15 protein-coding genes are annotated in these 12,612 nt (G+C 74.1%); 5 read left to right on the top strand and 10 right to left on the bottom strand.

Annotated features, from left to right (window positions below):
* Positions 1–30 precede the first annotated feature (30 nt).
* The 3 genes from ACFP3R_RS10985 (at position 31) to ACFP3R_RS10975 (ending at position 2,760) form a co-directional block, all read left to right on the top strand.
* Positions 31–387, top strand: coding sequence for a hypothetical protein (locus ACFP3R_RS10985; protein WP_380635193.1), 357 nt, complete (start codon positions 31–33; stop codon positions 385–387).
* A 128-nt stretch (positions 388–515) separates the two neighbouring features.
* Complete coding sequence (locus ACFP3R_RS10980; RefSeq protein ID WP_380635192.1) at positions 516–2,543, top strand: putative bifunctional diguanylate cyclase/phosphodiesterase; 2,028 nt, start codon at positions 516–518, stop codon at positions 2,541–2,543.
* Positions 2,544–2,568: 25 nt separating this feature from the next.
* On the top strand, positions 2,569–2,760 hold the full coding sequence (locus ACFP3R_RS10975) for a VOC family protein (RefSeq protein WP_380635191.1): 192 nt from the start codon (positions 2,569–2,571) through the stop codon (positions 2,758–2,760).
* A 63-nt stretch (positions 2,761–2,823) separates the two neighbouring features.
* Here ACFP3R_RS10975 and ACFP3R_RS10970 read toward each other — a convergent pair whose 3' ends face one another.
* The 8 genes from ACFP3R_RS10970 to ACFP3R_RS10935 all read right to left on the bottom strand — a co-directional run bounded on the left by ACFP3R_RS10970 (position 2,824) and on the right by ACFP3R_RS10935 (position 8,486).
* Positions 2,824–3,285: a PPOX class F420-dependent oxidoreductase gene (locus tag ACFP3R_RS10970; protein WP_380635190.1), complete on the bottom strand. Its 462-nt coding sequence runs from the start codon at positions 3,283–3,285 to the stop codon at positions 2,824–2,826.
* Positions 3,286–3,336: 51 nt separating this feature from the next.
* A complete protein-coding gene (locus ACFP3R_RS10965; RefSeq protein WP_380635188.1) occupies positions 3,337–4,314 on the bottom strand; it encodes a tyrosine-type recombinase/integrase in 978 nt (325 codons plus the stop codon).
* A gap of 630 nt (positions 4,315–4,944) precedes the next feature.
* Complete coding sequence (locus ACFP3R_RS10960; RefSeq protein WP_380635187.1) at positions 4,945–5,451, bottom strand: MarR family winged helix-turn-helix transcriptional regulator; 507 nt, start codon at positions 5,449–5,451, stop codon at positions 4,945–4,947.
* 9 nt (positions 5,452–5,460) lie between these two features.
* A complete protein-coding gene (locus ACFP3R_RS10955) occupies positions 5,461–6,114 on the bottom strand; it encodes a class I SAM-dependent methyltransferase (RefSeq protein WP_380635185.1) in 654 nt (217 codons plus the stop codon).
* Positions 6,111–6,824 (bottom strand): SDR family oxidoreductase, encoded by a 714-nt coding sequence (locus ACFP3R_RS10950; protein ID WP_380635184.1) that lies wholly within the window; start codon positions 6,822–6,824, stop codon positions 6,111–6,113. The genes ACFP3R_RS10955 and ACFP3R_RS10950 overlap by 4 nt, the downstream gene beginning before the upstream one ends.
* On the bottom strand, positions 6,812–7,555 hold the full coding sequence (locus ACFP3R_RS10945) for an alpha/beta fold hydrolase (RefSeq protein WP_380635183.1): 744 nt from the start codon (positions 7,553–7,555) through the stop codon (positions 6,812–6,814). The genes ACFP3R_RS10950 and ACFP3R_RS10945 overlap by 13 nt, the downstream gene beginning before the upstream one ends.
* An 88-nt stretch (positions 7,556–7,643) precedes the next feature.
* A complete protein-coding gene (locus ACFP3R_RS10940) occupies positions 7,644–8,291 on the bottom strand; it encodes a TetR/AcrR family transcriptional regulator (protein ID WP_380635181.1) in 648 nt (215 codons plus the stop codon).
* A gap of 12 nt (positions 8,292–8,303) precedes the next feature.
* Positions 8,304–8,486 carry a hypothetical protein gene (locus tag ACFP3R_RS10935; protein WP_380635180.1) on the bottom strand — a complete coding sequence of 61 codons (183 nt, stop codon included), beginning with the start codon at positions 8,484–8,486 and terminating at the stop codon, positions 8,304–8,306.
* Positions 8,487–8,512: 26 nt separating this feature from the next.
* On the opposite strand from ACFP3R_RS10935, the gene ACFP3R_RS10930 reads away from it, so the two are divergent.
* Entirely contained in the window at positions 8,513–9,034 is a 522-nt protein-coding gene (locus ACFP3R_RS10930) for a CGNR zinc finger domain-containing protein (RefSeq protein ID WP_380635178.1), read from the top strand.
* On the opposite strand, the gene ACFP3R_RS10925 is transcribed toward ACFP3R_RS10930, so the two are convergent.
* Positions 9,022–9,930 (bottom strand): pentapeptide repeat-containing protein, encoded by a 909-nt coding sequence (locus ACFP3R_RS10925; RefSeq protein WP_380635176.1) that lies wholly within the window; start codon positions 9,928–9,930, stop codon positions 9,022–9,024. The genes ACFP3R_RS10930 and ACFP3R_RS10925 overlap by 13 nt on opposite strands.
* Before the next feature lie 167 nt (positions 9,931–10,097).
* Between ACFP3R_RS10925 and ACFP3R_RS10920 the strand changes: the two genes are divergently transcribed.
* A complete protein-coding gene (locus ACFP3R_RS10920; RefSeq protein ID WP_380635175.1) occupies positions 10,098–11,477 on the top strand; it encodes an amidase family protein in 1,380 nt (459 codons plus the stop codon).
* Positions 11,478–11,539: 62 nt separating this feature from the next.
* On the opposite strand, the gene ACFP3R_RS10915 is transcribed toward ACFP3R_RS10920, so the two are convergent.
* On the bottom strand, positions 11,540–12,475 hold the full coding sequence (locus tag ACFP3R_RS10915; protein ID WP_380635173.1) for a hypothetical protein: 936 nt from the start codon (positions 12,473–12,475) through the stop codon (positions 11,540–11,542).
* Between the last annotated feature and the right edge of the window lie 137 nt (positions 12,476–12,612).

Genomic DNA, 12,612 nt, shown 5'->3' with positions numbered 1-12,612 from the left:
CCGGTGGGTAGCCGGATACCGTCGCCCGCCATGGAGCTGGTGACCGAGGCCGTCGCGGGACGCCGGGAAGAAGCCAGGCACTGCGCCTGGTGCGGACGACGCCTGCCCGACAGCAGCCGCATCGGCCGCCCACGCCGCTACTGCGCCCAACCCTGCCGACAACGCGCCTACGAACGCCGCGCCGCCGTCCAACGCGGCGGCCTCCCCGAAGACGCCGTCGTCCTCTCCTCCGCCGAACTCGCCGACCTCCAGGACCGGCTCTTCCAACTCCGCTGCGCCGCCGAGGACATCGCCACCGCCGCCGCCGACGGCGCCGCCCGCACCGAACTCCACCGCCTCGCCGACGAACTCGTCCACACCGCCCGCGGCCTGGAACGACTGCGCTGACCGACCACCCCCACCACACCACCCCGACCACACCGAGATCACCCAGTCACCCCGCACCACCCCACCCCGGCTTGCCCACGCCACGTGATCTCCACCATCATGACGCCCGGGGTGGCGAGGAGGAGCGCGTGAACGGCGACGGCGCGTTGCACCGAGAGGTGCTCGACCGGGCCGACGTGGGGTTCGGCGTGACCGACCCCCACGGAGTCCTGACCTGGGTCAACCCCGCACTGGCCGAGATCCTCGGCCTACCCGCCGACCAGGCACCCGGCAGCTCCCTGCCCACCCTCCTGCCCGGCGCCCCCCAAGGCCCCCGCGCCGGCATCGCCCTGCTCACCCCCAGCGCCTACTGGCAAGGCCACCGCTGGCTCGAAGTCGCCTGCCAACCCCTCGGCGACGGACGCCTCCTCTACCGCGTCGCCGACGTCACCGCCTGGCGCGACCGCGAACTCGAAGCCACCCACGAAGCCGACTCCCTGCGCCGCGCCCAAGTCCTCGGCCGCATGGGCACCTGGGAATGGCGCGTCCCCGAAGACCGCGTCATCTGGTCCGACACCCTCCTCGCCCTCTTCGGCTTCCCACCCGGCACCACCCTCGACCTCGACACCTACACCGAACTGGTCCACCCCCAGGACCGACCCATGATCCAGAACACCCTCGCCGAAGCCATGCGCACCGGCGCCGGCTTCACCTACACCCACCGCATGGTCCTCGCCGACCACACCACCGAACGCTGGTTCGAGTGCTTCGGCGAAGTCGAAACCGCCCCCGACGGCACACCCCAACGCGTCCTCGGCACCGCCCACGACATCACCCGCGCCCGCCGCGTCCACGACGAACTCCTCGCCCTCGCCGAACAAGACCCCCTCACCGGCCTCGCCAACCGACGCGCCGTCACCCGCGAACTCGAACGCCAACTCGCCACCGGCGCCTCCGGCGCCATGCTCCTGCTCGACCTCGACAACTTCAAAGACGTCAACGACCTCCGCGGCCACGCCGTCGGCGACCGCCTCATGAAAACCCTCGCCACCGCCCTGCGCACCCGCCTCGACCACACCCACCTCATCGGCCGCCTCGGCGGCGACGAATTCGCCGTCGTCCTCCCCGGCCACGACCTCACCCAGGCCGCCCACACCGCCGACACCCTCCGCGACGCCGTCGCCGCCCTACCCCTCGTCGGCCCCGCCTCCCGCATCACCGTCTCCACCGGCGTCGCCCACTACGGCCCCGGCGACACCTGGGAACTCGTCCTCGCCAACGCCGACCTCGCCCTCTACGCCTCCAAAGCCGCCGGCCGCAACCGCGTCACCGTCTACGAACCCGGCCACTACGCCGACACCGCCAAACGCGTCTCCGTCCTCGACCGCCTCCGCACCGCCCTCGACCGCGGCGGCCTCGAACTCCACGCCATGCCCATGGTCCAACTCGCCACCCGCCGCACCCTCGGCCACGAACTCCTCCTACGCCTCGACGACGGCCAACAACCCCCACTCGGCCCCGCCGAATTCCTCCCCGAAGCCGAACGCAGCGACCTCATCCTCGACATCGACCGCTGGGTCCTCTCCACCGCCATCGACGCCCTCGTCACCCACCCCGACCCCGAACTCCGCTTCAACGTCAACGTCTCCGGCCGCACCCTCGAAGACGAAGACTTCGCCGGCTTCGTCCTCGACCGCCTCGCCGGCGCCGGCGTCGCACCCGGCCGCCTCGGCCTCGAAATCACCGAAACCGCCGCCGTCACCAACCTCGACGCCGCCCGCGCCCTCGCCCTCCAACTACGCGCCTTCGGCTGCCGCATCACCCTCGACGACTTCGGCTCCGGCTTCGGCTCCTTCGTCCACCTCAAACACCTCCCCATCACCGGCATCAAGATCGACGGCGAATTCGTCCGCAACATCGACGAACGCTCCACCGACGCCGTCCTCGTCTCCGGCATCATCGAAATCGCCCGCGGCCTCGGCCTCTCCGCCGTCGCCGAATGGGTCGAACGCCCCGCCCAGGTCGACGTCCTCACCCGCCTCGGCGTCCGCGTCGGCCAAGGCTTCCACCTCGGCCGCCCCCAACCCCTCGCCACCGTCCTCGCAGCCCAACCCACACCACCGAACAGCGCATTGTCACCCCACCTCACCGGTGCCGAGGATGGAGCACGCTCCTGACCCACCCGCCCGAGGGGACACCACCGTGCCCACACCCCACCACCCCTCGCGCGGCCTGCGCCGCGTCGAACTCGCCACCCCCCGACCCGAACCCGTCACCGAGTTCTACGCCGCCCTCCTCGGCTGGATCGTCATCGCCGACCCCGACGGCAACACCTTCGCCATCCTGGAGAACCCCACCGGCTGGGGCGGCACCTGGGCAACCCACACCACCTGACCAGCGAGGAAGAAACCAGACCGGGGGAGCGGCACCCACACGCCCCACCCGACCAGACCGGGATCAGCCCACCAACCCCGGCGGAAAACCACCCGTCGCCACCGGACCCCACCGCTCCACCGACACCCGGATCAACACCTTCCCCTGCCGCACCATCGCCGCCCGGTACTCCTCCCAATCCGGGTGCTCACCCGCGATGCACCGGTAGTACTCCACCAACGGCTCCAACGCCCCCGGCAACCCCAACACCTCGGCCCGCCCGTCCACCTGCACCCACGGGCCATCCCAGTCATCCGACAACACGCACAACGACACCCGCCCGTCACGACGCGCGTTGCGCGACTTCGCCCGCCCCGGATAGGTCGACACCACCACCCGACCCTCCCCGTCCACCCCACACGCCACCGGCGACACCTGCACCCCGTCACCAGCCCGCCGCGTCACCAACAACGCCCGATGACGCGGCCGCACGAACTCCAACAAACCCTCACGAGACACCAACTCGGCAGTAGCGATCCTCGGCATACCCACACCCTAGAAGGCACCCCACCCCGCCACCGGGGGAGCGGCACCCACCTACTCCCCACCCGAACCCGGCAACCGCCCCAACGACGCATACGTCCGATTACCCGCCACCGCCGCCCGCCGCTCCCTCGCCGTCGCCTCGATGTAGTTCTGCGACGTCGCCAACGACGCATGACCCAACAACGCCATGATCTCCGACGCCGACGCACCGTCCTCCGCCAACCGCGTCGCGAACGTGTGCCGCAACGCGTGCAAACTCGCCCCCGACGGCACCCGGTCGTGCAACCCCGCCCACCGAAAACACGACCGCACCAGGTACTCCAACCCACCCCGACCGATCGGCTCCCCATGCCGATCCCGCACCAACGCCGACCCCCGATCGAACCGCGCCCGCGGAAAACGCCGCCGACACGACCCCAGGTAATCCTCGATCACCCGATCCATCGCCGGCTCGATCGGCACCGAACGATCCCGACCACCCTTACCCGCCACGTGCAACCGCCGCTCACCCGGCCGACCCACCACCGACGCCAACGTCAACGTCCGCATCTCCGCCGACCGCAACCCCGCCACCAACCCCAACGCCAACACCAGCACATCCCGCTCCGGCCACGGATCACGCCCCCGCCGCACCCCCTCCGCCGCCGCCGCCAACAACCGCTCCGGCGTGTCCTCACCCCGCAACGGCTTCGGCACCAACGGCGGCGTCTTCGGCCGCGCCACCGCACCCATCGGATTGCCCGGCACCAACTCCTCCGCCACGCAGAACGTCAAGAACTGGTTCCACGTCGACCACGCCCGCAACACCGACGACTTCGCGTGCGAATCCGCGAACACCCCGAACGCCGCCCGCAGGTTCCCCGACGTCAGGTCCTCCACCACCAGCTCGCCCGGGGGAGTGGACACCGCCTCCGCCAGCAGCACCGTGATCCCCGCCAGGTCACGCCGGTACGCCGCCGTCGTGTGGGGGGAGTCCTTGCGCGGGCGACGGGCGAGGAAGAACGACTCCTGGGCGGCAACAACGCGCATGACGATCTTCCTACCGCACGGCACCGACAAAACCCGGAGGCCGAGCGGGACGCACCCGCGCGGATCCCCCCGCCGGCGACCATGATCAATTCATGGATAATCGCCATTATCCATGAATTACGGGTCCGGAAGGGGCTGGGGCCCCGATCGGGGGATGCCTCTTCCCGGGGCCCTTCATCGGCCGCCCGGACGTCCTCGACACGTCGTGTTCGACGTGCACGCGCGCGTCGGGCGTACCTGCGGGTCCCGGTGGTCGACGGGGGTCGCGCCGTGCGGAGGCCGGCCGGGAGTGTTGATCATCGCGGCGGTGTCGGGCGTGCCGCCGTGCGCGGTGTCCGGTCCTCGTGGGGGTTCTACCCGCGATCCGTCACTGTGACGTTTCCGGGGTGCTGTGGCGGGGTCCGGTCCCGCCCGGGGTGCGAGGCGCTCCCGGCTCGTCGCCCCGGCCCCGTGGCCGGGTCTCGTCCTCGGTGTGGCGGTCGGCATCGGTCGGCGTGCGCTCGTCCCGGGTGTCCGGTGCGCGGCGATGGCCGTGCGCGGGTCGTGTGCGGCGTGTTCGGCCGGTGTGGATCACCCTTGCTCCGTGCCTGGTCAGCGCCCTGTGCCGGAACGCCGATAATCTACATTATGTTAAGTGAGCGGTTCGGGCCCGTCCCCTGCCGATCCGGCGGCCGGGTCGTCGAGGTGTTCGCGGATGCGCTCGCGCAGCGGTTTGTCGGCCAGTGCGCGCAGTGCGGCGTCGACGGCGGCGGACAGGGGGTGCGGGAGTTCGGCGTCGAGCTGGAGGGCGGCGGCGTTGGTGGCGTGCCACTCGGCGTCGAGGGTGGGTTTGAGGGTGCGGGCGCGGTCGGTGAGGTGGACGAGGCGTTGGCGGGCGTCCTCCCCCGGTATCAGGTCGACGAGGCCGTCGCGGCGCATCTGGTTGACGGTCTGGCTGACGGCGGAGTGGGTGATGCCGATGGTGTCGGCCAGCCAGCGGATGGATCGGGGTCCGTGGGTGTGGACGAGTTGGACGATCGGGGTGTAGCGGGGGCGGAAGTCGGGGAGGCCGAGGCCGGTGTAGACGTGGGCGAGGTCGGCGTCGAGTTGGTCGAGCAGGTGGCGCAGGCGGGTGCCGAGGACGAAGCGGTGGTCCACTCCCCCAATCTAACAGTGCTGTTGTGGTGGGTGGTGTCGGTCGGGTGGGCGCCAGACGGTGGTGGGTTTGACGTCGACGCCTTCGAGGTCGCGGGGTACGGGGACGTGGTAGGTGGCGAGGGGGGTCCAGTGGCGGGGCAGGAAGGAGCGGTGGGGGTCGCCGACGAGGACGAGGGTGCCGCGGTGGTGGGCGGCGAGGAGGAAGGGTTCGACGCGGGCGGCCATGTGGCGGTCGTAGAAGACGTCGCCGGCGAGGATGACGTCGACGTGGGGTTCGGTGTCGAGCAGGTCGTGGGTGGTGATGTGGAGGGTGTGGTGGTTGGTGGTGGTGTTGAGGTGGATGGCGGCGGCGGCGAGGGGGTCGGTGTCGTTGGCGGTGACGTGGCCGCCGGCGTGGGCGGCGGCGAGGGCGACGAGGCCGGAGCCGGAGGCGAGGTCGAGGACGGTGCGGCCGGTGACGAGGTGGGGGTGGTCGAGGACGTGGCGGGCGAGGGCTTGGCCGCCGGCCCAGGGGAAGGCCCAGAAGGGCGGTTCGGGGGTGCCGGTGTCGTGCCAGAGGGTGGTGATGTCGTCGGCGGTGTGCAGGTGCAGTTCGGGGGTGAGGGGTACGGGGCGGGGGGTGGTGGTGGCGCGGATGAAGTCGGTGGGGTCGGTGGTGTTCACAGTCCCCCGCTGACGCGCAGGACGGCGCCGGTGGTGAAGGAGGCGGCGTCGCTGAGGAGCCAGGCCACGGCTTCGGCGATCTCCTCGGGTTCGCCGGCGCGGCCCAGTGGGATGAGGGGGGCGACGCGGTCGGGGCGGTCGGGTACGCCGGAGAGTTCGTGGATGGTGGTGCGCACGGTGCCGGCGGCGACGGCGTTGACGCGGATGCCGCGGGGGCCGAGTTCCTTGGCCAGGCCGACGGTCATGGCCTCGACGGCGGCTTTGCCGGCCGCGTAGTGCACGTACTCCCCCGGTGCGCCGAGGGTGGCGGCGGCGGAGGACAGGGAGACGATGGATCCGCCTCGGCGCAGGTCGCGGGCCGCGCGGCGGGCGCAGAGCAGGGCGCCGAGGACGTTGACGTCCAGGACGCGGCGCAGGTCCGCGGTGCGGAGGTGCGCCAGTGGGCCGACGGGGCTGGTGATGCCGGCGTTGATGACCACGCCGGTGGGTCCGCCGAGGTCGGCGGCGGTGTCGAACAGGGCTTCCACGTCGGCTTCGTCGGAGACCTCGACGCGCATCGCGATGCCGTCGACCTCGCGGGCGAGGTCTTCGGCCTGGGTTCGGGCGGCGCGGTAGCCGATGAGGACCCGGTTGCCGTCGCGGGCGACGCGGCGCACGACGGCGGCGCCGATGCCCCGGCTTCCGCCGGTGACGACGATCAGGCCAGCCACGCGGTCACCTCGGCGTCGATGAGGTCGGTGTGGGAGACGAGGGGGTGGGCGAGTCCGGGTATTTGGACGAGGCGGGAGCCGGGTACGGCCGCGTGCAGGGCGTCCTGGACGGGCCGGAACTCCGGGTATTCCTGGTCGCCGCGCACCACGAGCAGCGGGGCGGGCCAGTGGGGTGTGTGGGCGAGGACGTCGAGGTCGCGGGCCGCGTCGCGGGCGGCGGGGGTCCAGTCGTGGTGCAGTCCGTGGTGGGCGGTGGAGGCGTCGACGACGGCTTCGGCGGTGACGGCGGGGTTGACCACGGCGATGCGGCGCACCGGGGTGAGGCGGCGGGCGGCGGTCAGCAGGGCGATGTGCCCGCCGGCCGAGCCGCCGACGAGGTCCACCGGTGCGGGGGTGGTGCCGAGGCGGTCGCGCAGGTGGTCGAGCAGTGCGGGCACCGCCGCGACCGAGGATTCGACGAGGGGTGCGTACCAGTCGGTGATCGGGTTGGCGCCGGCGGTGTCGGGTGGGGTGGTGGCGGGGAGGGCGGGGTAGACGCGCCAGGCGGGGACGTCGTGCAGGGGCAGTGCGGTCGCCATGTCCTCGGGGGTGCCGGGTTGGCCGACCAGGTGCCACAGCAGCACGAGGCGGTCGGTCGGTCCGTGGGCGGGGGGCAGTGCCACGTACCGCACGCCGGCGGCGGTGCCGGCGGCGGTGCCGTCGACGGCGCCGGTGGTTTCCTTGATCACCATGGGGTCGAACCTAGGGCCTCGGGGGTTCCCGTGGTGTCCGCTCGGGGCGAACCCTGTGTCGTCGGGGAGGGGTGGTCGGGTTCCGGTGTCATCCGGTCGGACCTGCCTGGTGGTGTGCGGGGTCGTCGTCGGGGGTGCCGGGGACGGCGGCGTGGAAGAGCCGGGTGCCCAGGGCGTGCAGGTCGTCCATGCCCACCGTGCGCAGTGCCTCGTCGGGCAGGGCCAGCAGGGTCACGGCGGTGCCGAGGAAGTAGGCGTCGAGCACGCCGGCGTCGCGTGGGGAGCCGGGGAGGCCGGCGGCGGTGTGGAGTCCGGCGGAGGCGCGGGCGTTGGACGAGGCCATGCGGCCCAGTGCCTCGCGCACGCCGGGTCGGCGCACGGCCTCCAGGTACAGCTCGACCATGGCGAGCAGCTGGGTGGGGTCTTCGCGCACGGCGCGGTGCAGCAGCCCGGGGTAGAGCCGGGCCACCTCGGTCGGGGTGATGCCGCGTGGTGTGGTGTCCCGCAGGCGGCCCACCGCCTCGGCGTGCAGCCGTGTCATGCGCCCGGCGGCGGCTTCCAGGAGTGATTCGCGGGTCGGGAAGTAGTTCTTGGTGGTGCCCTCGGGCACCTCGGCGGCCCGGTCGACGGCCCGGTGGGTCAGTCCCCGGCCGCCTTCCGCGGCCAGCACCGAGATGGCGCAGTCGCACAGCAGCTCCCGACGGTTGTCGGAGCGGCGGCGGTGGGGGCGGTTCACGAGGACGGGACACTATCCGACGCCCGGTGCGCGCCTGCCCGCGGCGGCCACCACCCGGCCCTGTTCCAGCACGAGCCAGACCCCGCAGACGCAGCGCAGGTAGTCGACCACGCCGTGGGAGGAGACGGGGTGGGAGGAGACGGGACGGACGTGTTCGGCGCTGGGCCACCCGCACGCGGGGCACCTGGAGATCACGGCACCCAGCGTGGTGTCATGGTTCAGTGCATTTCAACCCTTACGGCGGGGCCGCGGCCGAACTCGCCTCCGCCCTGGTCAACGCCGATCCCGGCAGCGGCCCCGAGGAGCTGTTGCGGCTGTTGCGCGAGCACGGCTACCAGCCCCTGGGGGACCTCGACGCCGCGCAGGCCCGCGAGCTCACCGACTGGGCCGCCCGCCTCTCCCCCGTCTTCGACGCCGGTCCCGGACGGGTGGACCTGGTCAACGCGCTGCTCGCCGACACCGCCAGCAAGCCCTACGTCTCCACCCACGACGACCGGGCGCCCCACCTGCACTTCGCCCCCGAGGACGCGTCCACCCCGCACCGCGTGCGGGCCTTCACCGCCGCCGGGCTCGCCCACGCCGTCTGCGACGATCCCTCGCGCCTGGGCCGCTGCGCCCGCCCCGGCTGCGTCACCGCCTACGTCGACACCTCCCGCAACGGTCGCCGTCGCTACTGCACCACCCGCTGCGCCAACCGCGTCCACGTCGCCGGGCACCGCCGGCGTGCCGGTCAGGCCCGCTGATCGCCCTGGTCGCCGCTGAGCACCCGGCGGCCGAAGCGGGTGTGGTCGAACTCCGCGGACTCCCCGATCAGCGCGGACCCCACGTCCGTGCGGCCCCGGAACCACGCGTGCCCGAACAGGGCGTCCCGGTGCAGCACCACCCCGCCGAACAGCGCCCGGCCCCCGAACCGGGCCCGTCGGAAGTCCGCCGTGCCGTACACCTCCGCGCCGCGCAGGTCCGCGCGCCCCGAGACCTTCGCCCCGGCCGCCACCAGCGATCCCGCCACCTGCGTGGACCGCCACGACACGTTGCCCGTGAACACCGCCAGCGACCACGAAGCCGACCGGGCGAACAGCGCGTCGGTGAACACGGCGTGCCGCAGGAACCGCGCCCCCGAGAAGTCCGCGTCCCCCGTCACCGTCGCCGCCCCGAACCGCGCGTCGCCCACGAACACCGCGCCCACCAGGTCCACCCGGCCCACCCGGCACCCCGACAGGTCCAGGTCCACCAGGATCGCCCCCGGCGCCACCACGTCCATGCCCGGCCAGAAGTCGCCGCCCGGCCGCAGGTGCGACACCAGTTCCCGCTGCACCCGCGACCGCCACTCCACGTCCAGGCCCCGGCTTACCCCGCCGCGCAGCGCCGCCAACCACGTGTCCACCACCGCCTGCCGCCGGCGCGGCACCCGGCGGCCGATCTCGGCCAGCAGCAGCAACCCCTCCCGGTCCCCGCACCGGAACAACCGGTTGGCCTCCCGCCACACCGCCACCGGGGAGACCGCCGCCGCCCCCGGCGCCACCCGGCGCCGCGCGTGCTCGTCCAACAACGCGTCCGACCGGGCCGCCTGGGCGTGCCGGACCCCGGCCCACACCACGACGACCACCGCCACCGCCACCGGCACCAGCCACGAGGACATACCCCGATCATGCCCCCACCGGGCGCCCCCGCGGACCCGGCCACCCCTCCGGCCCCCGAAGCCACGCCCCGCGCCACCCCGCGCGGACCCGGGTCGACCACCCCGGAGTCGACCACCCCGGAGTCGACCACCACCACGGCCGCCGGCCCTGGCCTAGGGTGCGCACCATGGACCTCACCGACGCGTGCTTCGCCGGCGCCGCGGGACAAGCCGAGCTGATGCGCTCCGGTGCGCTCACCTCCCGCGACCTCGTCGCCGAGTGCCTGCGCCGCATCGAGCGCCACGACCGCCGGCTCAACGCCTTCCGGCTGGTCTTCGCCCGCCAGGCCCTCGCCGACGCCGGGCACGCCGACGCGCTGCGCGCCCGCGGCCACGACGCCCCCCTGCTCGGCGTGCCCGTCGCGGTCAAGGAGGACATCCCGCTGGCCGGGCTGCCCACCACCCGCGGCACCGCCGCCGTCGACACCCCCGCGGCCGCCGACGCCGAGATCGTGCGCCGCCTGCGCGCCGCCGGCGCCGTCCTCGTCGGCCGCACCCGGATGCCCGAACTGGGCCTGTGGCCCCACACCGAGTCCACCTGGGCCGGCGCCACCCGCAACCCCTGGTCACCCCGGCACAGCCCCGGCGGGTCCAGCGGCGGGTCCGCCGTCGCCGTCGCCGCGGGCCTCGTCGGCGCCGCCGTCGGCACCGACGGCGCGGGCTCCCTCCGCATCCCCGCCGCCTGCACCAGCCTGTTCGGCCTCAAACCCGGCCGCGACCGCGTCCCCCTCACCCCCGGCACGCACACCTGGGGCGGGCTCGTCGCCGCCGGACCCATCACCCGCCACGTCCGCGACGCCGCCCTGCTGCTCGACGTCCTGGCCCCCGGCCGCGACCACACCGCCGCCGTCACCGATACCGCCACCCTGCGCATCGCCGTGTCACTGCGCCCCTGGGGCCCCGGCATCGGCCTGCGCCAGGAGGTCCGCGACGCCGTCCTGGACACCGCCGGGCTGCTCGCCGACCTCGGCCACGACGTCACCCGCCTCGACCCCGACCTGCGCGAACTCTCCGGCTCCACCGGCTTCGCCACCCGCTACCTGCACCACGCCGCCGACGGCGAAGCCGACCTCGAACGACCCGACCGCCTCGACCGCCGCACCCGCGTCGTGGCCGCCCTCGGCCGCCGCCTGCCCGGCGCGGCCGTGCGCGCCGCCCTGGCCCAGCGGCCCGGCCTGACCGCCCACGCCAACCGGGTCGTGTTCACCGACCACGACCTGCTGCTGACCCCCGTGCTGACCCGCCCGCCCCTGCGCGTGGGCGAATGGCGCCGGCTGCCCGCCGTGGCCGCCCTGCTCGCCGCCGCCCGCATGACCGCGTTCCTGCCCCTGTGGAACATCACCGGCAACCCCGCCGCCGCCGTCCCCGCCGGGCACACCGGCACCGGCCTGCCGCTGGCCGTGCAGCTCGTCGCCGCCCCCGACGGCGAAGCCGTCATCCTCGCCGCCGCCGGCCAGCTCCAACGCGCCCGACCCTGGACCGACCGCCGCCCACCCGCCACACCCTGACCCCCGGTTCCCGCCGTCCGGGTCAGCCGCCGGGGTCAGCCGCCGGGGTCAGCCGTCAGGGGTCAGCCGTCAGGGGCCGGTGGCCGGGGCGGGCGCTCCGCGGCGACGCGGCGCACCAGCTCCGCCGCCCCCGGACCCGCGTCCGGCGAGGACAACCGGGCCAGCACCTCCTCCCGCACCACCGACCACACCCCCAGCCCCGCGGCCAACGACCGCAACCGCTCCCACGCCTCCCACACCGGGTGCGCCACCACCGCCTCCCGCCGCAGCTCCACCGCCCGCGACACCCACCCCACCCGCAGGCACTCGTCCACCCCCAGGTCCACCAACCGGCCCGCCGCGCCCCGACCACCCGTGGCCGCCAACCCCCGTCGCACCCACTCCAGCGCCTCCTCCGACCGGCCCGCCTCCCGCAACACCGTGGCCACCCGCAGGTAGTGCCACCCCGAGGACAGGTCCCGCGTCAACACCAGCACCTGGAGATCCACCTCGCCGGTGTGCTCGGCCAGCTCCTCCACCACCCGCAGCAGCGCCCACCGCTCCCGGTCGTAGGCCCCGGTCCGGCCGAACCCGATCACCGGCAGCCGCTCGAACCGCGCCACCGCCTCCGCCCGGTACCGGGCCAGCCCCTCCTCGCCCAACGCCGCCGCGTACGCCGAGAGCCGCACCTCCGGCGGCTCGGCGAACCCCGTCTGCAACCGCAGCAGCCACCCCGCCAGCCCACCCGGCTCCGGCGGGTCCGCCGCGCACGCCACCGCGTGCAGGTCCACCACCCGGTCCACCAGCTCCGACAACGCCGCCCGGTGCTCCCGGTCCCCGGCCACCGCCGCCACCAGCAGCTCCGCCACGTCCTGCGCCGCCCGCCGACCCGCGTCGGGGTCCCCGCGCACCAGCTCCGACAACCGCGCCACCACCGCCGCCAGCTCGTCCCACCGCGTCGCCCACGGCCCGGTGGAACGGTCCAGCGCGGTCGCGGCGCGGTTCGCTAAAGCGTGCACCGCGACATCCAACCGCACCCCACACCCGTGCGCATGACCACCCGAACGGCCCTCCGCCGGGCGCGTCCACCGCCCCCCACCACCGGAAACGCCGAAAAAACAGGGGCGCCGGCCTCCGCCGACGCCCCACCACGCAC

It is taken from the genome of Saccharothrix lopnurensis (genome assembly GCF_042658445.1).
In the GTDB taxonomy this organism is placed as follows: domain Bacteria; phylum Actinomycetota; class Actinomycetes; order Mycobacteriales; family Pseudonocardiaceae; genus Actinosynnema; species Actinosynnema lopnurensis.
Note: the sequence above shows the minus strand (reverse complement) of the source record. Positions and strands in the feature narration are given on the sequence as shown.

Bases quoted from the DNA above. Each gene is read 5' to 3' on its own strand.
- ACFP3R_RS10965 (WP_380635188.1), bottom strand. From the start codon at position 4,314: ATGCGCGTTGTTGCCGCCCAGGAGTCGTTCTTCCTCGCCCGTCGCCCG.
- ACFP3R_RS10920 (WP_380635175.1), top strand. From the start codon at position 10,098: ATGGACCTCACCGACGCGTGCTTCGCCGGCGCCGCGGGACAAGCCGAG.
- ACFP3R_RS10970 (WP_380635190.1), bottom strand. From the start codon at position 3,285: ATGCCGAGGATCGCTACTGCCGAGTTGGTGTCTCGTGAGGGTTTGTTG.
- ACFP3R_RS10985 (WP_380635193.1), top strand. From the start codon at position 31: ATGGAGCTGGTGACCGAGGCCGTCGCGGGACGCCGGGAAGAAGCCAGG.
- ACFP3R_RS10925 (WP_380635176.1), bottom strand. From the start codon at position 9,930: ATGTCCTCGTGGCTGGTGCCGGTGGCGGTGGCGGTGGTCGTCGTGGTG.
- ACFP3R_RS10945 (WP_380635183.1), bottom strand. From the start codon at position 7,555: ATGGTGATCAAGGAAACCACCGGCGCCGTCGACGGCACCGCCGCCGGC.